Source organism: Nonomuraea rhodomycinica (genome assembly GCF_013363995.1).
GTDB classification, from domain to species: Bacteria; Actinomycetota; Actinomycetes; order Streptosporangiales; family Streptosporangiaceae; genus Nonomuraea; species Nonomuraea rhodomycinica.
In genome coordinates, this window is record NZ_JABWGO010000002.1 from 489,484 (window position 1) to 514,886 (window position 25,403).

General features: G+C 73.4%; 25 protein-coding genes. 16 read left to right on the plus strand and 9 right to left on the minus strand.

The window, feature by feature from the left end; genetic code table 11:
- Nucleotides 1-297: 297 nt before the first annotated feature.
- From HT134_RS13260 to HT134_RS13270, 3 genes are all read right to left on the minus strand, one after another.
- The gene (locus HT134_RS13260) at nt 298-780 is read right to left on the minus strand and encodes an Rv3235 family protein (RefSeq protein WP_312888111.1); all 483 of its coding nucleotides are present in this window, start codon (nt 778-780) and stop codon (nt 298-300) included.
- A gap of 449 nt (nt 781-1,229) precedes the next feature.
- Nucleotides 1,230-2,654: a PTS transporter subunit EIIC gene (locus tag HT134_RS13265; protein WP_376768088.1), complete on the minus strand. Its 1,425-nt coding sequence runs from the start codon at nt 2,652-2,654 to the stop codon at nt 1,230-1,232.
- A gap of 33 nt (nt 2,655-2,687) precedes the next feature.
- A complete protein-coding gene (locus HT134_RS13270; RefSeq protein ID WP_175600648.1) occupies nt 2,688-3,428 on the minus strand; it encodes a GntR family transcriptional regulator in 741 nt (246 codons plus the stop codon).
- 118 nt (nt 3,429-3,546) lie between these two features.
- On the opposite strand from HT134_RS13270, the gene HT134_RS13275 reads away from it, so the two are divergent.
- From HT134_RS13275 to HT134_RS13325, 11 genes are all read left to right on the plus strand, one after another.
- Nucleotides 3,547-4,581, plus strand: coding sequence for an SIS domain-containing protein (locus tag HT134_RS13275; RefSeq protein WP_175600649.1), 1,035 nt, complete (start codon nt 3,547-3,549; stop codon nt 4,579-4,581).
- Between the two features lie 67 nt (nt 4,582-4,648).
- The gene (locus HT134_RS13280) at nt 4,649-4,885 is read left to right on the plus strand and encodes a PTS sugar transporter subunit IIB (protein WP_175600650.1); all 237 of its coding nucleotides are present in this window, start codon (nt 4,649-4,651) and stop codon (nt 4,883-4,885) included.
- Nucleotides 4,886-4,896: 11 nt separating this feature from the next.
- The gene (locus HT134_RS13285) at nt 4,897-5,343 is read left to right on the plus strand and encodes a PTS sugar transporter subunit IIA (protein ID WP_175600651.1); all 447 of its coding nucleotides are present in this window, start codon (nt 4,897-4,899) and stop codon (nt 5,341-5,343) included.
- A 113-nt stretch (nt 5,344-5,456) separates the two neighbouring features.
- Nucleotides 5,457-5,714, plus strand: coding sequence for an HPr family phosphocarrier protein (locus tag HT134_RS13290; RefSeq protein ID WP_175600652.1), 258 nt, complete (start codon nt 5,457-5,459; stop codon nt 5,712-5,714).
- Complete coding sequence (ptsP, locus tag HT134_RS13295; RefSeq protein WP_312888112.1) at nt 5,711-7,450, plus strand: phosphoenolpyruvate--protein phosphotransferase; 1,740 nt, start codon at nt 5,711-5,713, stop codon at nt 7,448-7,450. The genes HT134_RS13290 and ptsP overlap by 4 nt, the downstream gene beginning before the upstream one ends.
- Before the next feature lie 148 nt (nt 7,451-7,598).
- Nucleotides 7,599-8,942: a glycoside hydrolase family 3 protein gene (locus tag HT134_RS13300; protein WP_175600653.1), complete on the plus strand. Its 1,344-nt coding sequence runs from the start codon at nt 7,599-7,601 to the stop codon at nt 8,940-8,942.
- Between the two features lie 52 nt (nt 8,943-8,994).
- A complete protein-coding gene (locus HT134_RS13305; RefSeq protein WP_175600654.1) occupies nt 8,995-9,651 on the plus strand; it encodes an HAD family hydrolase in 657 nt (218 codons plus the stop codon).
- A 31-nt stretch (nt 9,652-9,682) separates the two neighbouring features.
- Nucleotides 9,683-10,240 carry a DUF6912 family protein gene (locus tag HT134_RS13310; RefSeq protein ID WP_175600655.1) on the plus strand — a complete coding sequence of 186 codons (558 nt, stop codon included), beginning with the start codon at nt 9,683-9,685 and terminating at the stop codon, nt 10,238-10,240.
- Nucleotides 10,241-10,341: 101 nt separating this feature from the next.
- Nucleotides 10,342-10,797 (plus strand): DUF2690 domain-containing protein, encoded by a 456-nt coding sequence (locus HT134_RS13315; protein ID WP_175600656.1) that lies wholly within the window; start codon nt 10,342-10,344, stop codon nt 10,795-10,797.
- A 99-nt stretch (nt 10,798-10,896) separates the two neighbouring features.
- Nucleotides 10,897-11,523, plus strand: a complete 627-nt coding sequence (locus HT134_RS13320; RefSeq protein ID WP_175600657.1) for an HAD family hydrolase — start codon at nt 10,897-10,899, stop codon at nt 11,521-11,523.
- Between the two features lie 93 nt (nt 11,524-11,616).
- Entirely contained in the window at nt 11,617-12,309 is a 693-nt protein-coding gene (locus HT134_RS13325; protein WP_175600658.1) for an HAD family hydrolase, read from the plus strand.
- 72 nt (nt 12,310-12,381) lie between these two features.
- Here HT134_RS13325 and HT134_RS13330 read toward each other — a convergent pair whose 3' ends face one another.
- A complete protein-coding gene (locus tag HT134_RS13330; RefSeq protein ID WP_175600659.1) occupies nt 12,382-13,992 on the minus strand; it encodes a penicillin-binding transpeptidase domain-containing protein in 1,611 nt (536 codons plus the stop codon).
- 86 nt (nt 13,993-14,078) lie between these two features.
- Between HT134_RS13330 and HT134_RS13335 the strand changes: the two genes are divergently transcribed.
- The 3 genes from HT134_RS13335 to HT134_RS13345 are packed head-to-tail and all read left to right on the plus strand — an operon-like array spanning nt 14,079 to nt 17,900.
- Nucleotides 14,079-14,996 carry a LysR family transcriptional regulator gene (locus tag HT134_RS13335; RefSeq protein ID WP_175600660.1) on the plus strand — a complete coding sequence of 306 codons (918 nt, stop codon included), beginning with the start codon at nt 14,079-14,081 and terminating at the stop codon, nt 14,994-14,996.
- On the plus strand, nt 14,993-15,850 hold the full coding sequence (locus HT134_RS13340; protein WP_175600661.1) for a serine hydrolase: 858 nt from the start codon (nt 14,993-14,995) through the stop codon (nt 15,848-15,850). Before HT134_RS13335 ends, HT134_RS13340 begins: the two co-directional genes overlap by 4 nt.
- 58 nt (nt 15,851-15,908) lie before the next feature.
- Entirely contained in the window at nt 15,909-17,900 is a 1,992-nt protein-coding gene (locus HT134_RS13345; RefSeq protein ID WP_175600662.1) for an acetoacetate--CoA ligase, read from the plus strand.
- Here HT134_RS13345 and HT134_RS13350 read toward each other — a convergent pair.
- The 5 genes from HT134_RS13350 to HT134_RS13370 form a co-directional block, all read right to left on the minus strand.
- Nucleotides 17,868-19,337, minus strand: a complete 1,470-nt coding sequence (locus HT134_RS13350; protein WP_175600663.1) for an FAD-binding oxidoreductase — start codon at nt 19,335-19,337, stop codon at nt 17,868-17,870. The genes HT134_RS13345 and HT134_RS13350 overlap by 33 nt on opposite strands.
- A 109-nt stretch (nt 19,338-19,446) precedes the next feature.
- Nucleotides 19,447-20,943 (minus strand): NADH-ubiquinone oxidoreductase-F iron-sulfur binding region domain-containing protein, encoded by a 1,497-nt coding sequence (locus HT134_RS13355; RefSeq protein WP_312888113.1) that lies wholly within the window; start codon nt 20,941-20,943, stop codon nt 19,447-19,449.
- 115 nt (nt 20,944-21,058) lie between these two features.
- Nucleotides 21,059-21,847, minus strand: a complete 789-nt coding sequence (locus HT134_RS13360) for a hypothetical protein (protein WP_175600664.1) — start codon at nt 21,845-21,847, stop codon at nt 21,059-21,061.
- A 296-nt stretch (nt 21,848-22,143) separates the two neighbouring features.
- Nucleotides 22,144-23,685, minus strand: coding sequence for a DUF1996 domain-containing protein (locus tag HT134_RS13365; RefSeq protein ID WP_246364381.1), 1,542 nt, complete (start codon nt 23,683-23,685; stop codon nt 22,144-22,146).
- Nucleotides 23,682-24,296 carry a DUF4142 domain-containing protein gene (locus tag HT134_RS13370; RefSeq protein ID WP_246364382.1) on the minus strand — a complete coding sequence of 205 codons (615 nt, stop codon included), beginning with the start codon at nt 24,294-24,296 and terminating at the stop codon, nt 23,682-23,684. Before HT134_RS13370 ends, HT134_RS13365 begins: the two co-directional genes overlap by 4 nt.
- 138 nt (nt 24,297-24,434) lie before the next feature.
- Between HT134_RS13370 and HT134_RS13375 the strand changes: the two genes are divergently transcribed.
- Both HT134_RS13375 and HT134_RS13380 read left to right on the plus strand, forming a co-directional pair.
- Nucleotides 24,435-24,989, plus strand: a complete 555-nt coding sequence (locus HT134_RS13375; RefSeq protein ID WP_217707797.1) for a sigma-70 family RNA polymerase sigma factor — start codon at nt 24,435-24,437, stop codon at nt 24,987-24,989.
- Nucleotides 24,989-25,183: an anti-sigma factor family protein gene (locus HT134_RS13380; protein ID WP_175600667.1), complete on the plus strand. Its 195-nt coding sequence runs from the start codon at nt 24,989-24,991 to the stop codon at nt 25,181-25,183. Before HT134_RS13375 ends, HT134_RS13380 begins: the two co-directional genes overlap by 1 nt.
- Nucleotides 25,184-25,403: the final 220 nt, after the last annotated feature.

The following is a 25,403-nucleotide window of genomic DNA, read 5'->3' on the forward strand; positions in this document are numbered from 1 at the left end:
GTCCCGCTCAACGCGGCCGATCCGCGCAACGCGGCCTGACCGGGCTCGCGGCTGAGGTTCAGCGGCCCCGCTGCTCTCGCCCAGGCGAGGGGAGCGGGGCCGTTTGCCGTCGAAGGGCGCCCCTCGGACGGTCCTTCGCGCCGCGGCCCCGTCGGGCTGTCTTGTCCTCCCCGTCAGAGGGCCAGGCGGCCTGTCTCGCCGGGCAGGCCATCAGGTGGCCTGTCGCGTCGGGGTGGCCGTCGGGTGGTCTGCCTCGCCGGGGAGGTCGTCACATGCCCTGTCTCGTCGGGGAGCCTCTCAGGCGGTCTCGAAGTCGGTGACGAGCCACTGCACGCCACGTCGCTCCAGGCGTACGGCCAGGACGTGGCTGCGTTCGCCGCAGTGCAGCAGCACGCACATCTCGACGACCCCGTCCGCGGGCTCCGTCACGCGGGGGACGGCCGCGAACGGCGGGCGGCGCGTGTCGAGCATGCGGCCGGCCCGCAGCAGTTCCCGGTACGCCTGGTCGGTGAGCCGGTCGGCCACCGTCTCGGGCGGCCGGCGCCCGGTGAGCACCTCGGCCAGGGCCTGCCCGAGCAGGCGCAGCGCCCGCTCGTCCGGCGCCGCGCCCGGAGGGCCCCACACCAGGTGCCGCGTGTCCAGGGCGAGCGACCCCACCACCTCGGGCGGTTCCACGCCATAACGGGCCGCGTCGGGACGGGCCGCGTCGGGACGGCCCATGTCGGGACGGGCCGCGTCGGGACGGCCCATGTCGGGACGGGCCACGTCTGGACGGGCCACGTCAGGACGGTCCGCATCGGGACGGGCCACGTCTGGACGGGCCACGTCAGGACGGTCCGCATCGGGACGGGCCACGTCTGGACAGGTGGTGGCGACGGTGGCGACGGCGTTTGCGGTGGCCGCTCGGGCGGTGCGCGCCGCGCGTGCACGGCGGGCAAGGGGCGTGCGGGGAAGGGATGGCATGGGCCCTCCAGAATCGCGGGGGAGACGATCGCTACAAGGAGTTTTCGGCCCGGCCCCCGAATACGCCGGCCGCCAGCTTTCCCGTGCGGAACGGTGGTTCGGGGCAGTTGGCGGAGAAGATCACCCGGAGCTGGAGCGGTGCCCGGCCGTCCCCCGCGGCCTTCCGGTCGCGCCCGTCACGACACCGGACCGTCCGTAAGACTTCCGGCCCGGCGCGAGGGAGCGAAACGGCCGACAGGAAACGCCCGACAGGAAACGCCCGACCCTCACCCCGTGCCCTGGTCGCCCGCCGTTCCTGACGGTTCCGCCGAGGAGGGGGCCGCGCGGGCGGCGTCTGCGGGGGGTGTGCGCGGCTCGCCGGAGTCCACGTCCGGCTCGGGCTCGCGTCCCGGCGTCAGGATGTTCAGCCGCCGGATGAGGAAGCTGAACACGACGTAGTACACCACCCCGTACACGACCCCGATCGCCAGGATCCCGGGCAGGTTGCGGGTGTTGGACTTGCTCGCGTTCAGCAGCATGTCGAGCAGGCCCGCGGAGAAGCCGAACCCGAGCTGCCCGCCGACCAGCGTCGTCACCGCCACCGCGATCCCGGTCAGCACGGCGTGGACGACGAACAGCAGCGGCGCCACGAAGATGAACGCGAACTCGATCGGCTCCGTGATGCCCGTGACCAGGGAGGCGAGCGCGGCCGAGAGCATGATGCCGCCCACGGCGCGGCGCCGGTGCGGCGGCGCGGCCCGCCACATGGCCAGCGCGGCGGCCGGCAGCGCGAACATCATGACGGGGAAGAACCCGGCCATGAACTGCCCGGAGTGCTCGGCCCCGCCGAAGTAGCAGTTCCAGTCGCCGCCGAGGACCCGCCCGCCCACCTCGCACTGCGGCACCACGTGCCACACGATGGAGTTGACGAAGTGGTGCAGCCCCAGCGGGATGAGCAGCCGGTTGATCACCCCATAGATGCCGGTGCCGAGCGGCCCGAGCGTGGTGAGGGCCTGTCCGGCGTCGCCGATCCAGCCCCCGAGGACCGGCCAGATCCAGCCGATGACGACGCCGAGCAGCAGTGCCACGATGGCCGTGACGATGGGCACGAAGCGCCGCCCGCCGAAGAACGCCAGCCACGACGGCAGCTTGATCCGGTGGAAGCGCTGCCACAGCAGGGCGGCGACGAGCCCCATCATGATGCCGCCGAGCACCTTGGTCGGGTTCTGCAGCCCGAGGTCGACGACCTCGGTGATCGCGCCGTCCTCGACCTTGCGCAGCAGCACGGTGCCGCGGATGGACGAGCCGAGGAACATCACCTTGGACACCCGGTCGAACACCAGATAGCCGACCACGGCGGCCAGCGCGGTCGTCCCGTCGGCCTTGCGCGCGAACCCGATGGCCACCCCCACGGCGAACAGCAGCGGCAGGTTGTCGAAGAGCGCGGCGCCCGCCGCGGCCAGCACCGGGGCGACCCGTCCCATCCAGGCGAACCCGGCCACGTCCGCCAGGCCGCCGGGGGCCGGGCCGTTGGAGCCGAGCATGTCGGGCTGCCCGAAGCGGACGAGCAGCGCGGCAGCCGGGAGGGCGGCGATGGGCAGCATGAGGGAGCGGCCCAGCCGCTGGAGCACGCTCATGACCCGCGCGAGCCGGGGCCGGAGGGCGGTCAGGGCGCGGGCGAACGGCGAAGGCCGGGCGGTGGTCTCGTTCACCGGACGTTCCTCCTGAGGGTGGGAGCCGGGCCCTCAGCCCCGTCTGGCGGGCATTTCCAGGCTGGTGCGCAGCTGGTAGCGGTCGGCGCGGTAGGTCGAGACGCCCAGCTCGGCGCAGACGCCCCCGGAGAAGGACCTGCGCTGGAGCAGCAGCACGGCGCCGCCGCGCGGCAGCTTGAGCAGGTCGGCGTCGCTCGGGTCGGCGATGCCCCCGTCGATGGTCAGCTCCCCCGCGTCCATGACCAGGCCGTAGCGGGTCTCCAGCAGCTCGTACAGCGACTTGTCGGCCAGGTCGAGGTCGCCGAGGCCGGGGGCGAGGCGCACGGGGATGTGCGCGCGCTCGATGGACAGCGGCTCGCCGTCGGCGGTGCGCAGCCGTTCGATGAAGTGCACCTCCTCGCCCGGCTGGATGCCCAGCTCCTTGGCCAGGTGGGCGCTGGCGCGCACGACGCGCCGGTCGAGGTCGCGCGAGCCGGGCTCCATGCCGCGGGCGCGCATGTCGTCGGTGAACGAGGTGAGCTGGAGGGCCAGTTCGATCTTGGGCCGGGCGACGAACGTGCCCTTGCCGGGCACTCGGTGCAGCCGCCCCTCGGACACCAGGTGGTCGACCGCCTGGCGCACGGTCATCCGGGACAGGCCGAAGCGCTGGCACAGCTCCCGCTCGGACGGGATGGCGGCGCCGATGCGCAGCTCATCGCTGTCGATGAGGTCCAGCAGGATCTCGCGCAGCTGGAAGTACTTGGGCACCGGGCTGTCCGGATCGATGCGGGCCACGGATCCTCCCCTCGATCTGACCTGGGCAATGGGCTATGGTTCGTACTGGTCTAGTCCGGACTAGACCACATGTCGCAAAACAGGGTCAAGTCCGAACGGTAACGATTGCGAGCGTGAGATGACCAGCAGAATGCGCAGCGAGATCGCCGAGCAACCCGCGGCGCTGAGGGCCACACTCGACGCGCTGCTCCCCCGGGTGGACGAGGTGCGGGCGCTGGGTGAGCGGACCCGTCAGCTGCTGTTCATCGCCCGCGGCACGTCGGACAACGCCGCAGTCTACGGCCGCTACCTCATCGAGTCGCGCGCGGGCCGGCTGTCCGCGCTCGCCGCGCCGTCCATCGCGACGACCTACCGCCGCAAGCTCGACCTGGACGGCGTGCTGGCCGTGGCGATCTCCCAGTCGGGCCGTACGGAGGAGATCGTCGAGACGCTGGCCTGGGCGCGCGACTGCGGGGCGAAGACCGTCGGCGTCACCAACGGCGGCCCCGACAGCCCCCTCGCGCAGGCCGCCGACCTCGCGCTGTGCACGCTGGCCGGCGAGGAGAAGGCCGTGCCGGCCACCAAGACCTACACCACCCAGCTCGCCGCGCTGGCGGTGCTCGCGCTCGGCCTCGGCGCCGAGGTGGACGAGAAGGACCTCCAGCGGGTGCCGGACGCCGTCGAGCGGCTCATCGACCAGCCGGGCGACCTGGACGCCGTGGTCGAGGGCCTGGCCGACAAGCACGGCGCGGTCGTCTCGGCCCGCGGCCTGGCCTTCTCCACCGCGCTGGAGACCGCGCTCAAGCTCAAGGAGGCGTGCTACCTGCACGCCATGGGCCTGTCGTACGCCGACCTGCTGCACGGCCCGATCGCGGTCGTGGACGCCGAGACCCCGGCGCTGCTGCTCGCCGCCGAGAACAGCCCCACGCTGCCCGGCACGGTCGCCCTGGCCGAGCGGGTCGTCGCGGCGGGCGCGCCCGCGTTCACGATCGGCGGCGGCGCGGCCCTCGCCGCGGCCGGCACGGCCGCCCTCAACGGCCCGGACCTGCCCGAGTGGGTCGCGCCGATGGGCCTGATCGTCCCCGGCCAGCTCCTGACCGAGGCCCTGGCCCGGCGGCTCGGCGTGGACCCCGACGCCCCGCGCGGCCTGAACAAGGTGACGCAGACCGACTGACCGCGCACGGTCGTCCGGCCCGGCCGGACAGCCGTCTAACCTGGTCGGACAGCGAGGAGGAGGACGGATGGCGGCGGACGCGAGCGCGATCATCGCCGGGCTCGGCGGTGCCGGCAACATCATCGACATCGAGCCCTGCATCACCCGGCTGCGCACCGAGGTGCGCGACGTGTCCAAGATCGACCGCGACGCCCTGCACGCGGCCGGCGTCCACGGCGTGATGGCCGCGGGCAATGTCGTCCAGGTCGTCGTGGGTCCGGAGGCCGACACGATCGCCAGCGACATCGAGGATCTCATCGGCTAGAGGGCGAGACCATGACGACTGTTCTCGCCCCCGTCGAGGGGGCGGCAGTGGAGCTGGCGGCCGTGCCCGATCCGGTGTTCTCCGCGGGGATGGTGGGCCCCGGAGCGGCGATCGACCCGCTGCGGGAGCCCGGCAAGGCCGTGGCCCCCATCGCCGGAAAAATCATGAAACTGCATCCGCATGCTTACGTGATCGTCGGGGACGACGGCAGAGGTGTGCTGGTCCACCTGGGCATCGACACGGTCCAGCTCAAGGGCGAGGGCTTCGAGGCGCTCGCGGCGGAGGGCGACCGGGTCGGCGCCGGCCAGCCCGTCGTGGCCTGGGACCCGGCCGCGATCGAGGCGGGCGGCCGGTCGCCGGTCTGCGCCGTGGTCGCGCTCGACGCGGACGCCGCCGCGGTCAGCCGGGTGGCGCCGGGAAGCGTGCGGGCAGGGGAGGAGTTGTTCCGTTGGCTCTGACCCGTGTGGCTCCGGCTCCGCGCCGGCGCCGATGATGGTACGAGACCCGGCACCGCGCCGGGACGGCAGACGGGTCCGGCGTGGTCCGGACCGGCGAAGGAGGACGAAGAGCCATGCCTGAACGCAAGGTCACCGTGGTCGCGGACGTCGGGCTGCACGCCAGACCGGCGGCCACGTTCGTACGGGCGGCGGCCAAGGCGCCGATGGACGTCTGGATCGCCAAGCCGGGCCGCGACCCGGTCAACGCCAAGAGCATCCTGCAGATCCTCGCGCTCGACGTCCAGCAGGACGAGACGGTCGTGATCAAGGCCGAGGGCGACGGCGCCGACGCGGTCCTCGACGAGCTGGCGAACATCGCCGGATCGCCGTGAGGCTGACGGGGGCAGGGGTGAGCCCGGGCGCCGGACACGGCCCCGCGTACATCCTGACGGCATCCGTTCCCGAACCCCCCGAGGACTCCGCCCACGCGGGCGACGCGGACGCCGAGAAGGAACGCGCCCTGGCCGCCCTGCGCCAGGTGGCGGACGAGCTGGAGGCCCGCGCGGCGCGGCTCGACCGGCCGGAGGACCCCGCCTCCGGCGGCCCCGGCCGCGAGGGGGCCGACATCCTGCGCGCGCAGGCGCTCATGGCCACCGACCCCGGTCTGACCGTGGGGGTGGAGGCGCTCGTGGACGAGGGGGTCGCCGCGCCTCGGGCGGTCTTCTCCGCCTTCGCGAAGTACCGCGACGCGCTCGCGGGCGCCGGCGGCTACCTCGCCGAGCGGGTCGCGGACCTCGACGACGTCCGGGACCGGGCGATCGCCGTGCTCACCGGCCACCCCCTGCCGGGCGTTCCGGCCGAGCCCGCCCCGCCCGCCGAGCCCGGCGGCGCGCCCCGGCCGTACGTGCTGGTCGCGCGCGACCTCGCCCCCGCGGACACCGCGCTGCTGTCGCGCGACGTGGTCGCCGCGTTCGTCACGGAAGGGGGCGGCCCGACCAGCCACACCGCGATCCTCGCCCGCGCGATGGGCGTGCCCGCCGTCGTCGGCTGCGCCGGCGCGACCGCCATCACGCCCGGCGCCACCGTGCTGGTCGACGGATCCTCGGGTGAGGTGCGGACCGACGTGTCGGCCGAGGACCTGGCCCGGGCGGCAAGTCTCGACCAGGCCCGCCGGGCGGCGCGGGCCCGGGCCGGGGAGAGCCGCGGGACCCGCGACGGCCACCCCGTGCCGCTGCTGGCCAACATCGGCGGCCCCCAGGACCTCGACGCCGCGCTGCGCAACGGCGCGGAGGGCGTCGGCCTCTACCGGACCGAGTTCCTCTTCCTCGGCAGGAGGCACGCGCCGGCGGCCGAGGAGCAGGAGCGCGCCTACCGGGCGGCGCTGGTCGCCTTCCCCGGCCGCCCGGTCGTGGTGCGCGCGCTCGACGCCGGAGCCGACAAGCCGCTGGCCTTCCTGCCGCCGCCCGGCGATGAGCCGAACCCGGCGCTGGGCGAGCGCGGCCTGCGGCTGCTGCGGCGCTTCGGTGACGTCCTCGACGCCCAGCTCGGCGCGCTGGCGCGGGCGGCCGCGTCCGAGACGGCCGAGCTCCAGGTCATGGCGCCCATGGTGGCGACCGCCGAGGAGGCGAGGTGGTTCGCGCAGGCGTGCCGGGCCAGGGGTCTGCGCCGGGCCGGGGTGATGGTCGAGGTGCCGGCGGCGGCGCTGCGGGCCGCGAGCCTGGCCGCCGAGGTGGACTTCCTGTCGATCGGCACCAACGACCTGGCCCAGTACGCGTTCGCCGCCGACCGGGAGCTCGGCACGCTCGGCGACCTCCAGGACCCGTGGCAGCCCGCCCTGCTCGACCTCGTCCGGCTGGCCGCCGCCGGGGCGGCCGAAGCGGCGCGGCCGTGCGGGGTGTGCGGCGAGGCGGCGGCCGATCCGGCGCTGGCCTGCGTGCTCGTGGGACTCGGGGTCACGTCGCTGTCGATGGCGGCGGCGGCGCTGCCGGCCGTACGGGCCGGGCTGGGCGAGCACACGCTGGAGCAGTGCCGCGAGGCGGCCGAGGCGGCCCTCGCGGCCACCGGACCGGCCTCGGCCCGCGCCGCCGCCCGCGCCTGCCTGCCCGCCCTGGACCGCCTGGGCCTCTGAGCGTCCGCACCTTCCACGGGCAGCCGGGGGCGGCTGCGACCGGACACCGGGGGAGAGCTGGAGGTGAGCCGTGGCCGGGGGCCGGGAGAGCCACGGGCCCGGCGGGATCGGGCTTCGGAGGTGCCCGAGCCTGGATACGGTGGAGGGCATGTCTGGACGGATCGGCATGGCAGGGCTGCTCGTGTTCGCGCTCACGGCGTGCGGGGGAGGCGGCACCGCGGGGGCGACCCCCGGCACGCGCGCTCCCGGCACACCCACCGCCCCGGCGGCCCCCACGGCCACCGCCGCGCAGGACTCCCCGGAGGGCACGACCGGCACCGCCGTGCCGAGCCGCGTCCCCGCCGCGAACGGCGACGTGAGCCGGGTGCTGGCCCGCATGAGCGTGGAGGAGAAGGTCGGCCAGCTCTTCATGCCCGTCCTGTACGGCACGGCCGCCGACTCGGTCTCCGGCGAGAACCAGGCCAGGTACGGCGCCCAGACCCCCGCCAAGGTGATCGCGAAGTACCACCTCGGCGGCGTCATCCTCTTCCCGGCCAACGTCAAGAGCGTCCCGCAGGTCGTCGCGCTCACCAACGGCCTCCAGGCCGCCTCGCCGCGCGTGCCCCTGATCATCGGCACCGACCAGGAGAACGGCCTGGTGTCCCGCATGGGTGCGCTGATGACGAAGTTCCCCGGCGCCTCCACCGTGGGCGCCACCGGTGACCCGGCGCGGTCGCGGGCCGTGGCCAGGGCCACCGGCGAGGAGCTGCGCGCGCTCGGCGTCAACCTGGACTTCGCCCCCGTCGCCGACGTCAACGTCAACCCGGACAACCCGGTCATCGGCCGGCGCGCCTACGGCGACGACCCGGCCAAGGTGGCGGCGATGGTCTCGGGCGCGGTCAAGGGCTTCGGCGACGCGGGCGTGGCCTCCAGCGCCAAGCACTTCCCCGGCCACGGCGACACCGACGTCGACAGCCACACCGGGCTCCCGGTGATCAAGCACACGCGCGCGCAGTGGGAGCGGATCGACGCGCCGCCGTTCAAGGCCGCCGTCGCGGCGGGGGTCGACGCGGTGATGAGCGCGCACATCGTCTTCCCCAAGCTCGACGCGTCCGGCGACCCGGCGACGCTGTCCAGGCCCATCCTGACCGGGCTGCTGCGCGAGAAGCTCGGCTTCAAGGGCGTGGTCTCGACCGACGCGCTCAACATGGAGGGCGTGCGCAAGAAGTACGGCGACGGGGAGGTGGCCGTGCGGGCCGTCCTCGCCGGCGCCGACCTGCTGCTCATGCCGAACGACCTGCCGAAGGCGTACACCGCGGTGATGTCGGCCGTGAAGTCCGGCCGGATCAGCCGCGCCCGGCTCGACCAGTCCGTGACCCGGCTGCTGACCCTGCGGCACAAGCGCGGCTTCCTGCGCGCGGCGCCGCGGGCCTCGGCGGCGCAGGCGGCCGGCGTGCTGCGCTCCGCCGAGCACCGCAGGCTGGCCGCCCAGGTGACCCGGGAGGGCAGCTAGCCGTCCCGCGCGACGCTCTACGCTTGGATCCTGACCTGTCGGAGGAGGCGGTGTGGTAGCCGGGGTTCTCATCGACTGGGGCGGCGTGCTGACCACCAGCCTGTCCGACTCCATCGCCAGGTGGATCGTGGCCGACCGCATCGACCACGCCCACTACCACGCGGTCATGAGCGAGCTGGTCCGCCAGGCGTACGACGGCGCGGAGGAGGGCTCGCAGGAGACGGTGGTGCACGCGCTGGAGCGCGGCGAGCTAGACGGCTCCGTCTTCGAACGCGACCTGGCCGCCCGCCTGCTGACCCTCGACGGGGTGCCGCCGGAGGCGGAGGGCCTGCTGGAGCGGATGTTCGCCGGCTTCGAACGGGTCGAGGCCATGCACGACATGCTGCGGGCGGTCCGGGGCCACGGGGTGCGCACGTGCCTGCTGTCCAACTCCTGGGCCCACACCTACCCGCGCGACGGCTGGGACGAGCTCTTCGACGCGGTGGTCATCTCCGGCGAGGTCGGCATGCGCAAGCCGGAGCCCCGCATCTTCCGGCACGCCCTCGACCTGCTGGCGCTGCCGGGCGAGTCGTGCGTGTTCATCGACGACTTCGAGGCCAACATCGCCGCCGCCCGCGCGCTGGGCATCCACGGCATCCACCACCGCGACGCCGAGACGACCATCGCGCAGCTCGAGTCGCTGCTCCAGATCCCCCTGCGACCGGCATGATGGTGCCTCCGCACGTTGTGAAAGGTTTCTGATGCGCGTCTACCTGCCGTGCACGCTGTCCGCCCTCGCCCGCGCGGTGGAGGCGGGCGAGCTCGGCCCGGCCCCGCTGACCGGTTACGCGGTGACGCCCGCGCTGACCGAGTGGTACGCCTCGGGCGACACCGAGGAGCTCGAGTACGTCGCGCTCACCGAGGCCGCCCGCGCCTCCCTGCGGCTGCTGGCCGCCGAGCGCCCCGCCGGGACCGGCGGACAGGACACGGAGCCGGTCAAGGACGAGGACGGCTCCGTCTGGGTGCCCCGGCGCGTGGTCGTGGCCGCCGAGGTGCCCGACGGCACGCTGACGGCCGGCGCCGACCTGGAGGAGCGGGCCACCGTACGCCTGTCGCGGCCGGTGCCGATGTCCAAGGTCGCCGCGGTGCACGTGGACGACCTGTACGCCGTGCCCGACGTCGGGGCGGCCGTCGCCGCGCTGCCCGCCTCCGACGCGGGTGACGAGGACGCCCGCTTCACCGTGGACGGAGCCGAGGCGCACGAGCTCATGTGGTACGCGACGCAGGAGATCCCGCATCTCCTGCACAGTGATCATTAGGGGCGTGTTAAATAGCGGGTAAAGGACCTTGACCCTTTCTTGACCAAGGTCGCTAGGATCTCAGGCCGGACCACGTCCCCTGACAGAAGGAGTCGCTTCCCGTGAAGCTCCGAGCAGTCGTGACCGCGGTCGGCGCGGTGGCCGCGGCCCTGGTGGTCGTCTCGCCCGCGCAGGCGGCAACGGCCCAGGCCCGCGGATACGACCACAAGGACCCGTACCAGACCGGCTGCGGCAACTCCGCCCGCGCGGTCCGCACCGCGATCATCAGGAGCCAGCTCGAGCCCAAGGTCGGCACGGTCAAGCTCATGTACTCGTTCCGGTGCAAGACCAACTGGATCGAGATCAACACGGCGACCGACGTCTACGGCTCGATCAGGGTCGAGAACGCCAAGGGCACCGTCGACGTCTTCCAGTTCAGGAAGGGCAACGGCGGCCGCCACTGGGGCAACATGGTCGACGGCAACAACATCTGCGCCTGGGGCAGCGCCAGCGTGAAGTGGGGCAGCGGCATGGGCGGCCAGCGCGGCTCCGGGGCGACCGGCCAGGCCTGCAAGTAGGACCGCACGGACTACCGCCGCGGCCCCGTGCGCCGCGGCGGTCCGTTCATCCGTCCGTTGACCTTTTCGTCACAGGGGCCCGCTACCCTGAAGCCTGTCATGACGAAGCACATCATCTGGGACTGGAACGGCACCCTCTTCCACGACATCGACGCCGTCGTCGGAGCCACCAACGAGGTCTTCGGCCCGTACGAGCTGGAGCCCCTCACGGCCGACGGCTTCCGCGCCGTCTACACCCGGCCCATCTGGCTGGCCTACGAGCGGCTGCTCGGCCGCCCGCTGAACGAGGGCGAGTGGGAAGTGCTCGACGCGGGCTTCCACGAGCACTACTACCGGCTGAGCGCGGTGTGCGGCCTGGCCGAGGGCGCGCTGGCCACGCTGGCGAGCTGGACGGGCACGCAGTCGCTGTGCTCGATGGCCCCCCACCCCCACCTGCTGACGATCATCGAGTCCTTCGGCATCACCGGTCACTTCAACCGGGTCGACGGCCTGGTCGGGGCCACCGGCGGTGAGAAGGCCGCGCACATGGCCGCCCACATCCAGGCGCTCGACGTCGAGCCTGGGCAGGTGCTGGTGATCGGCGACAGCGTCGACGACGGCATCGCCGCCCGTCACGTGGGCGCGCGGGCCGTGCTCTACACGGGTGGCATGACCTCGCGGGCCGACCTGGAGGCCACGGGCCTGCCGGTCGTCGACACGCTGGCCGAGGCGATGGACCACATCTGACGGCGCGACGGTGCCGGGGGATCGGGGCGCCGTGGCCGCCGGGTTGGCCGTACCCTTGCAGGGTCCCCCCAGGAGGCCGCCATCAACCGCCTAGTGCTCTGGAACATCGACCTGACCCTGGTCGACGTGACCATCGTCACCCGTGACGCCTACGCCGAGGCGTTCCGCGCCGTGACCGGCCGCCCGCTGGTCAAGCTCGCCCCGGCGCTGGGCCGCCCCGACTCCGAGATCGTCTTCGAGACCCTCGCCCTCAACGGCGTCGTGGCCGAGGACGCCCACTTGCCCAAGTTCCTCGACGCGCTGGCCGCGGCCTTCGCCGACCGCAGCGGCAGGCTGCCGCGGGAGGGCAGGGCGATGCCCGGGGCCAAGGCCGCGCTCAAGGCCGTGGCCCGGCTCGACGGCGTGGTCCAGTCGGTGCTGACCGGCACCATCAAGGGCAACGCCGTCCACAAGCTCAAGGCGTTCGGGCTGGACAAGCACATCGACTTCGAGCTCGGCGGCTACGGCGAGGAGGCCTACCCCAAGGCGACGCTGCTCCAGGTCGCCCAGGGCCGGGCCCGGCAGCGGCTGGGCACGCCGTTCACGGCGGCCAACACCGTGGTCATCGGCGACTCGGCGCGCGACGTCCAGGCCGCCCGCATCGGCGGCGCGGCGATGATCGCGGTCGCCTCGGGCCGCTCGACGGCGGGCGAGCTGCGCGAGGAGGGGGCCGACGTCGTGCTGCCCGACCTGTCCGACGCCGCGGAGGTGGTGGCCGCCGTGGCGCGCCTCACCACCCCGGCCTGACCTCAGGCCGCCCGCGGCTCGGGCGAGCGCTCTCGCACGAGCGGCTCAGGTGAGCGCTCTCGCGCGAGCGGCTCAGGTGAGCGCGTCGAGGAAACGGGCCGCGACCGGGGCCGCCACGGCGGAGCCCGCCCCGCCGCCCTCCACGATCACCGCGAACGCCAGGTCGCCCCGGTAGCCGGCGAACCACGAGTGCGCGGGCGGCTCCTTGCCCGACCCGTACTCCGCCGTGCCGGTCTTGCCCGCTGTGCCCTCCGGGAAGCTGACGGCCTTGGCCGTGCCGTCGGTGACGACGGCCGGCATGAGGTCGCGCAGCGCCCGCACCACGTTCTCCTCCAGGCGGCGCGGCCGGAGCGTGTGGTCCGGCACCCGCTCCTCCGGCACCAGCCGGGGCGGCCACCAGGCGCCGGCGGCGACGGCCCCGGCCACGGAGGCCATGTTCAGCGGGCTGGCCAGCACCCGGCCCTGCCCGATGGAGGCGGAGGCGAGGTCCGTGTCGTCCTTCGGCGCCGGGAACTCCGCCTTGACGGCCGGCACGCCCGGCGTGATCGCCGCGCCGAAGCCGAAGCCGGCGGCCACCTCGGCGAGCCGGTCGGCGCCGAGCCGGTCCACGCTCATCGCGCCGAACGTGGTGTTGCAGGAGTGGGCGAAGGCGTCGCGGAAGGGCAGCGTGCCGTAGTCCTTGAAGCCGGCGTTGTGGAAGGGGAAGCCGCCGATGTTCTGCTCGGCCGGGCAGGTCACCCGCGCGTCCGGCTTCGCGCCGTCCGCGACCAGTGCGGACGCGGTGATGATCTTGAACGTGGACCCGGGCGGGTACTTGCCGAGCAGCGCCCGGTTGAAGCCGCCCGGCTTGTTGACCACGGCGAGGATCTCGCCCGTGGAGGGCCGCAGCGCCACCAGGGAGGCGGGCTTGTCCACGCCCTCCAGCGCGGCGGCCCCCGCCCGGTGCACCTTGAGGTCGATCGTGGTCTTCAGCGGCACCTTGCCGCCGGCCGCCACGAGTGTCTTGACCGGCTCGTTGCCCTCGTAGAGCTCGATCGTGGTCTCCTGGTAGCCGGCGAGCCAGTCCGGGTACGTCTGCTTGAGGCCCTCCACGAGTTGCTGCACCGAGCCGGGCGTGCCCGGGGTGTCGATGCGTTCGCCGCCGGCGGCGAGCACGTGCGCCGGCTCGCCCGGCCGGGTGACGGCCCGCAGCGACCTGCCCTTCTTGAGCAGGCGGTGGATGGTGGCCGGGGTCCAGGCGACCTTCCACCTGCCGTCGCGCTCGACGAGCTTGAGCTCGCCGTCGTAGTCCCAGTCCCGCTTGCCCCGGACGGCGGCCCCGAAGGTCACGGTGCCGTCGTCCCCCACGGCGCTGGCGAAGACCCCGTTCGGTATGTGGCGCTTGAAGGAGGCGTGCTCGGCCTTGAGGTCGGTGAGGAAGCGCCGGTGCCACTGCTCGAAGTCGGCGGGCGGGTCGGCGACGAGCTCGCGCATGTCGGCGTAGCTCTGGTCCGTCCACGCGCGCAGGTAGTCGTCGGCGGTCTGCTCGGGTGTGCCCTCCGTGCGCAGGACCCAGAGCGTGCCGCCGGCCGCGAGGGCCGGGACGAGCAGTGCCGCGGCGACCCATCGCCACCTGCGCCGCCTGCGCGGACGCGGCTCGTCCTCCCTGAGGTGGGCGTAGATTGTCCCCGTTGGTGGTGCCATGGGGTGAGAAGACCAGAGCCCTCGCCGTCCTGTCCAATACCGATATGAGCCGACCTTGCATATGAGTTTGGCTATAGTTGCTGCTCATGGACCTCGTCCGGCACCTTCGCTACTTCATCGTGGTCGCGGAGGAACTCCACTTCGGCAACGCCGCGATCCGGCTCGGCATGGCGCAGCCGCCCCTCAGCCAGCGGATCAAGCGACTGGAGGAGGAGCTCGGGGTCCGGCTGTTCGACCGCTCCGCCCGGCAGGTCCGCCTCACCGAGTCCGGGCGGCTGCTGCTCGGCGAGGCCCGCGAGATCGTCTCCCGGGCCGACCGGCTGCGTGAGCTGGCCCGGCACGGCCAGGGCACCGTGCTGCGCGTCGGCGTCCCGCCCGACCTGGCGCCCGCCGTGATCGCCGGGCTCGTCGCCGGCTTCCGGGAGAGCCATCCCGAGGTACGGCTGGCGCCCGCCGAGATCTGGACGGCCGAGCAGGTCGCCGCGCTGGCCGAGGGCGCCATCGACGTGGGCATCGTGCGCCACCCCCTCGCCGCGCCCGGCCTGCTGTTCGGCCCGCCCCTGATCCAGTCGCAGGGCGTGCTGCTGGCCGAGGACGACCCGCTGGCCCGGGGCGGCGAGCTGCACCTGGCCGACCTGGGCGGCCGTGAGCTGCTGATGCCGCCCCGCGAGGGCGAGCCGGGCGTCCACGCCGAGGTGCTGGCCGAGTGCCGCCGCCACGGCTACGTGCCGCCGCAGGTGCACGAGGGCGCCGGCCTGGGCCTGGTGCTCGCCGGGGCAGCGGTGGCCTTCGGACCGCACGCGGACCTGCCCGGGCTGGCCTGGCGCCCGCTGCTAGGCTCGCCCATCGCCGGTCGGGTCTCCACGGCCTGGCGGGTCGAGACGGAAGCGGTCGCCGCCTTCTCGGCGGTGGCCGTACGAACGCTGAAGGAGCGCGCCGGTATGGCGGACGAGGGCGCGGTGCCCGTGCGGCGGGTCAGCCGCCGGCCGGGGGTGCTGGCATGAACGAGCCGGACTTCGGTGCGGTCTTCCGCGCGGCGGGCGTCACCGGCTGGCTGCACGCGACGGACGTCGACACCGGCCGGCAGGTCGGGCACGGCTCGGACGTGCCCGTGCCGACCGCGTCGGTGTTCAAGGTGCCGCTGCTGGTCGCGTTCTGCCGGCAGGCCGACGCCGGGCTGCTCGACCCGGCCGCGCCGGTCACCGTGCGGGCCGGCGAGCGCGCCTTCGGCCCCACCGGGCTGTCGGCCATGCTGGACGACGTCACGATGTCGCTGCGGGACCTCGCCTACCTGATGATCGCGGTCAGCGACAACACCGCCGCCGACGTGCTGTCGGCCCGGGTGGGGTTCGCGGCGGTCAACACCATGCTGGCGGAGTTCGGGCTGGAGGGCACCTTCGTCCAGCAGAAGTCGGCCGACCTGTACGCGAGCATGGCCGAGGACACCGGGCACGGCTGGCCGTACCTCGACCTGGAGGAGATCGACCGGCTGAGCGTGCTGGACCCGCCGCGCACCAACCGCAGCACGCCGCGCGAGACGGCCGAGCTGTTCGGGCTCATCTGGCGCGACGAGGCCGCCTCGCCCGCCTCGTGCGCCTGGATGCGCTCGGTGCTCAACAAGCAGGTGTGGCCGCACCGGCTGGCCTCCGGCTTCCCGTACGACGACGTGGACGTCAGCGGCAAGACCGGCTCCCTGCCGACGCTGCGCGCCGAGGCCGGGGTGGTCGAGTACCCCGACGGCGGCCGCTACGCGGTGGCGGTGTTCACCCGCTCCTTCAGCCCCGCGGTCAACCAGCCGCGCGCCGACGCGGTGATCGGCACGGCCGCGCGTATGGCGGTGGACCACCTAAGACGCTAGCTAGTTGTGTGGCGGAGCGGGTATGACTTCCGCCCGACCGGGCGACAGGATGGGGCACATGGTTGCTGAAGGGACACTTCTCTGGGAGCCGACCGAAGAGATCGTCAAGCGCGCCAAGCTGACCCGATACGTGGAGTCGATCGGGAAGCCGGGGGCGGGCTACGAGGAGGTGTGGCGGTGGTCGGTCGAGCGTCCCGAGGAGTTCTGGACGTCGATCTGGGACCACTTCCAGGTGGTCGGCGAGCGTGGTGACGGGCCCGTCCTGTCCGGGACGATGCCGGACGCCGAGTGGTTCGCCGGAAGCAGCCTGAACTACGCGGAGAACGCGCTGCGCCACTCCGGCGGCACGGCCGTCGTGTTCGTCTCGGAGGACGGCGCCCGCCAGGAGATCACCCACGACGAGCTGCGCGAGGAGGTCGCCCGCGTGCGGGCCGGGCTGGTGCGGCTCGGCGTCGGCCGCGGCGACCGGGTCGCGGCCTACCTGCCCAACATCCCGCAGGCGCTCGTCGCCTTCCTGGCCACCGCCTCCCTCGGCGCGATCTGGTCGGCCGGCTCGCCGGACTTCGGGGTGGCCAGCATCGTGGACCGCTTCCGGCAGATCGAGCCCAAGGTGCTCATCGCCGTCGACGGCTACCGCTACAACGGCAAGGCCTACGACCGCTCGGAGGCGGTGAACGAGATCGCCGCCGCGCTGCCCTCGCTGCGCGCCACGGTGTGGATCCCGTACCTGTCGGCCGCGGCCGAGGGGCTGCCGCCCCAGCAGGCCGAGCCCGCCCCCGGCCCGGCGCGCGCCGTGCCGCACGGCGAGGTGATCGGCTGGGAGGGGCTGCGCGCGGAGAGCGGGCCGCTGGAGTTCGAGCGGGTGCCGTTCGGCCATCCCCTGTGGATCCTGTACTCCAGCGGCACGACCGGCCTGCCCAAGCCGATCGTCCACGGCCACGGCGGCGTGGTCCTGGAGCACCTGAAGTCGCTCTCCTTCCACCAGGACCTCGGCGAGGGGGATGTGTTCTTCTGGTACACCACCACGGGCTGGATGATGTGGAACTACCTCATCGGCGCCCTGCTGGTGGGGGCCGTCCCGGTGCTCTACGACGGCTCGGCCACCCATCCCTCCCCCGCCACCCTGTGGCGGATCGCCGCCTCGGAGGGCGTGACGTACTTCGGGGTGGGCGCGCCGTACATCATGGCCTCGCTGAAGGCGGGGCTGCGCCCCGAGGGGCTGGAGCGGCTGCGCGGCGTCGGCTCCACCGGATCGCCGCTGCCTCCCGAGGGCTTCGCCTGGGTCCACGAGGAGCTGCCGGACGTGCCGATCGGCTCGTTCTCCGGCGGCACGGACGTGTGCACCGGCTTCGTGGGCGCGACCATGCTGCACCCGATCCGGGCGGGCGTCATCCCGTGCCGCTCGCTGGGCGCCGCGGTGGAGGCGTACGACCCCGAGGGCCGGTCGGTCACCGGCGAGGTGGGAGAGCTGGTGCTCACCCGGCCGATGCCGTCGATGCCGGTCATGTTCTGGAACGACCCGGACGGCGAGCGCTACCGCGACAGCTACTTCGACGTCTACCCGGGCGTCTGGCGCCACGGCGACTGGATCAGGATCGACGAGGACGGGAGCTGCGTCATCTACGGCCGCTCCGACTCCACCCTCAACCGGGGCGGCGTCCGGATGGGCACCAGCGAGTTCTACCGGGTCGTCGAGCGGTTCGAGCAGATCACCGACAGCCTGGTCATCGACACGGGCGTGCTCGGCCAGGAGGGGCGGCTGCTGCTGTACGTGACGCTGGCCGAGGGCGCCGAGATGAGCGACGAGCTGACCCGGGCCCTGTGCGCGGCGCTGCGCGACGAGCTGTCGCCCCGGCACGTGCCGAACGAGATCCGGGCCGTGCCCGGGATCCCGCGCACGCTGTCGGGCAAGAAACTGGAGGTGCCGGTCCGCAAGATCCTGCTCGGGACCCCCGTCGAGCAGGCCGCCAACCCCGACGCCATGGCCAACCCGGAGGTCCTGGAGCACTTCCGGCCCTCAGACCCCCTGCGGGAGCCGGAACAGGCGTGACGGGTCATAGGCGGCCTTGACCTGGGCCAGGCGGGCGGCGTTCGGCCCGTAGTAGGCGGCGCGCCAGTCCGTCAGGTCGGGGTCGATGTAGTTGACGTACGCGTGGTCGCCGAGGTGCGGCGCCATGGCGGAGTGGATCCGGCGCAGCCAGGACCGGTCGCTGCCCTCCTGGTAGTACTGCACGCTGTAGAGCGCGGCCCGGTGCGGGAAGGCGGTCGCGTCGGGCCGCACCCGCGACACGGCGCCGCCCATGGCGTCGATCAGCACCGAGTGCGGACCGGGCCGGCCCACCTCGGCCACCATCGCGCGCACCCCGTCGGGGGTGAGCGGCCGGTAGGCCAGGTGCGACTTGGCGGCGAAGCTCGCCCGGCCCAGCCGGCCGTGCGGCGAGGGGTGGCACTGGTCCACGGTCAGCGAGGAGCAGCCGCCCATCACCTTCATCGCCTGGAGGTACGACGTCCGGTAGACGGTGCGGGAGACCGGCCGGCCGATCCGCGCCACGACGGGCGCGAGCAGCCGGTCCAGCTCGGCCCTGGAGCCCAGGTGCACGCCGGTGATCCGCACCTCCGGACCGCCCGGGTCGCGGGTGAGGTGCAGCGTGGACCACAGGTCGTCGGGCGCGCCGGGCGCCCACGCCTGCCAGGCGGTCAGCGCGGCGGACGCCTTGGCCCACGGCCAGCGCAGGAAGAAGACGTTGAGGTCGCGCGTGGCGTGGGTGCGGAACGTGAACGACACGGCCACGCCGAAGTTGCCGCCGCCGCCTCCCCGGCAGGCCCAGAACAGGTCGGGGTGAGTGCGCTCGTCGCAGTCCAGGACCCGCCCGTCGGCCGTCACGATCCGTACCGACTCCAGCGTGTCGCAGGTCAGCCCGTACTTCCTGGACAGCACGCCGATGCCGCCGCCCAGCGCGAGGCCGCCCACGCCGACCGTGGGGCAGGTGCCCGCGGGGATGCCCACCCCGTGCCCGGCCAGCGTGGAGAACACGTCGATCAGCTTGGCCCCCGCGCCGACGGTCGCCCGGCCGCTCGCGTAGCGGACCTTGTTCATCCGGGAGACGTCCACGACCAGGCCGGTGCCGGTGGACCAGCCCGCGTAGGAGTGGCCGCCCGAGCGGGCGGTGACCGGCAGCCCGTGCGCCCGCACGAACGCCAGGCTCGCCGCCACGTCCGCGGCGCTCTCGCAGTAGGCGACGCCGCGCGGCCGGATCCGGTCGAAGACCGGGTTGAACAGGCGGCGGGCCGTGCCGTACGCGGAGTCGCCGGGCAGCACGAGCGTGCCCGACAGGCCGCGCCGCAGCTTCGCCCAGTCGGGCGCCTGCGCCCGCGCCGGCCGGGCGGTCACCAGGGCCGGCGCCGTGATCAGCGCCGGGGCCAGGGCGGCGGCGCGGAGGAAGTGGCGGCGGTCCATGGTCGGCTCCCCGCGGTCGTCGTTCAGCACATCCGGTGAGATGCAACCGCGGAGGGACGGGTTCATCACGATCTGATGTCCTCCCCCCGCGGGGCCGCGGGCCCGCCGGAGCCCCTCCCGGCGGGCCCGGGGCGGTCGGTCAGCCCGTGCGGACCATCGACGACTCGGCCAGGCGCAACGCCAGCGCGGGACACATGTCCACCGCCCGGCGCGCCTCCTTCGCCATCCAGCCCGGCACGGTCTTGAACGACGGGAACCCGTACTCGTCCAGCGCCACGAACTCCGGCAGCAGGTGGGCACACAGCCCGTGCCCCTCGCAGCGGGTCCAGTCCACGTCCAGCCGGTACTCCGGCTCGACCTCCTGCTCCGGCAGCGGCAGCACGCCGAGCACCGGCCGGCCGCACGAGCCGAACTCCAGGTGCAGCGCGATGTCGCTCTCGAACGCGTCCAGCGCCGACAGCACGAACTTGGCCGTGCCGTCCGGGTGGAAGCAGGCCCCGCGCCGCTCGACGGCCCGCACGGCCCGGCGCACGGCGTCGGTCGAGCCGGTGCCGTCCGCGAGGGCGAGGAGCTGGCGCGCCACGTCCGGCAGGCCGAGCCGGCACGGGCCGCACTGGCCGGCCGACTGCGCGGCGAGGTACGCGGCCACCCGGGCCGCCTCGCCCAGCGGGCAGGTCGCCTCGCCGAGCGGCACGATGATGCCCGCGCCGAGGTCGGCGCCGGCCTGCTTCATGCCCTCGCGGGAGATCACCGCCGACACGGCGGCCTGCGGCGTGAGGAAGGCGCCGTGGTAGCCGCCCATGAGCACGCCCTCGCCCGGCTCGGCGTCGCAGAGGTCGAGCACGTCGGCCAGCAGCGTGCCGGTCTGCGCCTCGATGACCGCGTTGGTCGCGGCGCCGCCGCTGACCGTGAGCAGCACGGTCCCGGGCTCCCTGCTGGTGCCCACCTCGGCGTACTTCTCGGGGCCCAGCTCGGCGAGGACGGCGAGCTGGGCGAAGGTCTCGGTGTTGGACAGCAGCGTGGGCAGGCCGTCCACGCCGCTCGTCGCGGCGCGCTTCTTGCGGCCCGGCGGGATGCCCTCCAGGCCGTTCACGGCGCGGACGAGCGCGCCGCCCTCGCCGGAGATGAACCGCTCCTCCAGCCCGACCACGCGGATCGGGATGTGGCTCTCGGCCGCGCCCGCCACCTTGGCGGCGCGCCGCTCGGCCACGGCGGCGGCGATGGAGGACTCGGCCACCTCGCCGCGGGCGGTGGCGACGACCACCTCGCGGGCGTTCAGCGCCTCGGCGGCCAGCACGGCGCCGTCGAGGACGAGATGGGGGGCGCGGATGAGCAGCATCGCGTCCTTGGAGCTGGCCGGCTCGCCTTCGGCGCCGTTGACCAGCACCACGCACTCGCGCGAGCCGGAGGCGTCGGCGACGGCGCGCAGCTTGCGGCCGAAGGGGAAGGCGGCGCCGCCCCGGCCGCGCATGTCGACCTCGTTCACCTCCGCGATGAGGGTCTCGACGTCGCGGGGGGCGGGCTCGCCGTGCAGCGTGCGGTGCGCCGGCAGGTCGAGCCGCCTGGTGTGGTCCAGCCCGGCGGTCAGCCGGGCGGGGCCCAGCCGTAACACGTCCGGTGCTCGGTGCGGGATCACAACGTCTCCTGGATGGTCGTCTCCGGGGAGGTGAGGAGGCCCCCTCGGGCGGGGGACTCCGGGGAGGGGTGGAGGTCCCTGGGAGAGGGGACCTCCGCGGAGGCGCGGAGCGGGATCATCCCGCCTCCCGGAACTTCCGCCGCGCGGCGGCGGCGGCCAGGCTGACCGGCGCGTTGGCCTCCCTCGGGCGGCGCGCCGCCGGCGCGTCGGAGACCGCGGGCGTCGGCACCACCTCGGCCCGCGTGGCGGGCCGCAGGACCGTGGCCAGCACCCGGACGAGCAGGGCCGAGCCGACCGCGGCCAGGCAGGCCGCGTACGACCAGGTGACCCAGCCGGCGGCGGTACGGCCGGCGGTCAGCCCGTGCAGGATGGACACCGGCCAGGCCAGGTACGCCCCGGCGTGCAGCGTCCGCCACATCCACGGCTTGCCCGTCACCGCGAACCGTCCCCGGACGACGCCCGTCACCACGACCGCGATCATGAGGTTCGAGGCGAGGGCGCCGAAGCCCACCCAGACCCCGGCCACGGGGAGCACGGCCGCGGCCGGCGGGACGTGGCCGAGACTGACCATGAGACCGATGTGGGTGAACATGTACCCCATGCCGATCGCGGCGGTGGCCCGGTGCGCGAGCTGGGCCCTGACCCGGTTGGACGGCGACAGGAAGACGCGCTCGGTCGTCAGCAGGCCGAGCCCGACGGTGGCGGTCAGCAGCATCAGGGCGAAGACCCCGGCGTAGAACTCGAGGAAGCTCACCCCCTGACCGAACACGGACATGCCGCGGTCGGTCCTGGTCAGGGCGAAGGCCGACAGGCCGAGCGCCATGATGGCCACGCTCAGGCCCAGCCGGACGTTGCGGGTGTCCAGCTTGGCCGGCGCGTGCCGGGGGTGTCGTCTGTGGAGCATTCATTCCCTCCAAGGTCAGTTGAGGGTGCGCCTCGGGAGGGTCCGGGCCGTCCTGACCGCGCCGTTCACCCGGATCGCCCGTCGGGCTCCGCCGGCCCGTGACCGCCGCTCCGGCTCGCCGTGAGCCCGGCCCCTCGGGAACAGGGGCCCGGCTCCGCTCGGCCCGGCCCCTCGGGGGAGGAGGGCCGGGCTCGTTCCGGCCGGGCCCGGGGAGGCGGGCCCGCGCGCCGGTGCGGCGGGAGGGTGGCGTCGGGTGGCGGGCCGGCGGGCGACCCGGTGGACGGCGCGTGGTCAGGTCAGCAGCGGCGGCCCCGGTTGATGCAGTTGACCACGAAGGCCATCAGCCGGTCGGGCATGACGTTGGCGAAGTCCGCGTGGTCGGTGATGGGGTTGTGCTGCTGTTCGGGGAAGGCGTCCACGGCGAACGAGGGACCCTGGGGAACGCTGTAGACGAGGGTCATCCGCAGCTGCGGAACAGCCTTCATGCCTCCGGGGCAGGCACCACTCTGGTCGGGGAAGACCACGTGCGTCCGGTGGTTGGCGCTGTCGGTGTTCTGCCCGTCCCAGCAACTCGGGAAGTCCAGAATACGCACGACCCCACTACCGCGCGGGCAAAGCGGATATTTCGTGGTGATTCGGTTCTGGAAGCCGGTGCAGGTCCAGGCCGCGCGGGCGTTGGCCCCGCCGTTCGTGGCCGCCTTGGCGTCGCCGGTGATCAACCGCAGGAACCGCGGCATGGCCGTCACCCGGGACACCGCGTTGCCCCGGAACTGGAGCGTCACCGAGCGGGCACGCAGCACCTGGCCGACGTTGCCGTCCGGGTCGCCGGTGTTGACGTCGACCTTGCGGTCGCGCAGCACCGGCCAGAAGTACGTCGACCTGTCGCCGAACCGGCACGTCGTCCCCGCCGCCGCGAGGCTCTCGTCGGTGGAGAAGCCGTTCGTGGACACGTTGCCCACGTAGTCGTGCAGGTGGTGGGCGCCGTTCGAGACACCCGGCGCGACGATGAAGTTGTCCGGGTTGTTGTGGCCGTTGCGGTTGGTGCCGCACGCGGAGACGAACGTGCCGCGGGAACCGCCCCGGCCGCGCGGCGCGTCGATCGAGGTGGGCTGGACCTGGCGGATGTCGACGAAGTCGGTCAGGAACGGGCCCAGGTCGGCGCACTCGTTCTCGCCGCCGGCCGTGGGGGAGGGCGACGGGGTGGGCCGGCGGGTGGGCTGCTGCTGGTTGCCCCGGCCGCGCCGGCGGAACAGGGTGTTGGCGTCCTGGGTCGGCTCGCCGGCCTGCTGGTCGTCCTGGTCCTGGCCGTTCCGGTCGGCCTGCTGGTCGCCCTGGTCCTGGTCGTCCTGTCCCTGGTCCTGGTTGTTGTTGGGGTCCTGCCCGTTGCGGTTCTGGCCGTCGCGGCTCTGGCCGTTCTGGTCCTGGCCGGTCGGGTCAGGCGCGGGGGAGAGCGCCCCGCCGCCGGTGCCCTGCTGCTCGAAGCCCTGATCCTGGTTGTCCTGCTGCTGGTTGTCCTGGCGGTTGTCGCGCTGCTGGTTCCGCTGCTGACCCTGGTCCTGGTTCTGACCCTGATCCCGGTTGTCCTGACCCTGGTCCTGGTCGTTCTGTCCCTGGTCGTTCTGACCCTGGTCCTGCTGGCCCTGGTCCTGGCCGTCCGGCGCCTGCTCGTCCTGCCCCGGCCGCTGAGCCCGCGTCGTCTGCTGCCCCTGATGCTGTTCGGCGGGGTCGCAGTGGTCGGCGAAGGCCGGACTGACGCTGAAGACGGCCGCGGACACCAGACCGCCGGCCACCATGGCCAGGGCGGACACGGCCGCGGCCACGCGTCTCGAACTACTCATGGTTGTCTCCTCGTTTCGACCGCCGCGGGGGCGGGTGGAGTGGCCGAGGGGGTCGGGGGCTCAGGAAGCGCGTTTTGGTCCACCAGCCCGGTGGACTCGAGCAGCGTCATGTGCTTCATGACCACGTTCACCGCCTGCTGGGCGAACTTGCGCACCTCGCTGTTGCGCGTCCCCGCCCGGACGCCCGCCACGACGGTGAAGACCTTCCCGTGCGCCGCGCGCAGCAGGTTGGCGAAATCCCGGTCGAAGGCGGGACCGTTCTCGGCCGCCAGTTGAGCCATCCAGCTCTGCTGGTCGGGATTGGGCTGGTCGGGCAGTGGCACGCCCAGTTTCGCCGCGTACTGGCGGGTGACCACGTCCAGCTTGGTGTGGTCCTCCACCAGGTGCATCCCGACGTCCTTGACCCGCTGGGACGCCGCGCGTTCCTGCGCGTACCGTCCGACGGGTATCTCCCATAGGCCTGCCTGACGTACCTTGACCAGAAGGTCACGGTCGGCCGGCCCCAGCGGGCCGGAGGGCAGCGCCGTCCACTCGGCGGACACGGGCGCGGCCGACGATGGCATGACCAGGAAAATCGTCGCCACCGCGGCCACGGCGAAGCCGCCGAACATGAGGACCTCACCGCGTAGAAGCCTGTGCATGATCGGAGGTACGCGGAACCTTCGGGACCGGTTCACTCCTATCGGCGAATAGTCAGAAATGACTGGAGTTATCGGAGTGGCTACCGGACTCATAACGAAGGTGTAAAGATGTGCCCCGTGCTAAGTCACCTCGACGGCAGGTTCGAGAGTGCGGATGCCGAGGCGGAGCACCGCATAGCGGTCCTCTACCAGGAGTTCGGCGGCCCTCTGCTGCGCCACATACGCAAGTCGACCGGCAACGATCTGCAATGGGCCGAGGACGTCGTGCAGGAGACGATCGTCCGGGCCTGGCGTAACTCGGCAAGACTGCAATGGGAACCGAGCCTCATCTGGGCGTGGCTGCTGACCGTGGCCCGCCGCATCGTGATCGACGGTCGCCGGCGCAAGAGCGTCCGGCCCCATGAGGTCGAGCCGCCCGAAGTCGACATGTTGGCGGTCCCCGACGGATCCGAGCGGGCGTTGTCGGCGATAGTCGTCGCCGAGGCGCTGCGGAGCCTGTCGGAAGAGCACCGCGAAGTCATTGAGCAGACCTATCTCAGGGACCGTACGATTAATGAGGCGGCGGAGATCCTGGGGATCCCGCCGGGTACGGTTAAGTCCAGGCTCTATTACGGGATCCGGGCTCTGCGGGAGCAGCTGCGGGACAAGGGGGTAGCCGGCTGATGCACGAAGAGGTGGTCGCCTACGTCCTCGGTGTCCTGGACGAAGAGGACCTGGAGGCGTTCGAGCGCCACCTCGACACGTGCCCGTCATGCCAGGAGGAGCTGAAGGAACTGGCCGCGCTTCCCGGTCAGCTCGACGAGCTCAAGCACCCCTCCGCCTCCGAGGACGATCCCCCCATGTCGATGTCACGTTGACGTCTTCGCCCTTTTCGGGTGATATCGGTACGGCAAGGCATGCGTCCGGCTGCCCATGGCCGGGCGATCTGGGGGAGGTGTTCGGTGGGGCCCGACACGGCTGCGCCCATCCTCCCGTACAGGTGGGCCGGCGACGACGGCGGCCCACTCGGGCGTCCGCGTCGTACGGCGGGCGCGCCCCAGGTGTGGGATGCTGGTATCACCGCCTTCCCCCAGCGTG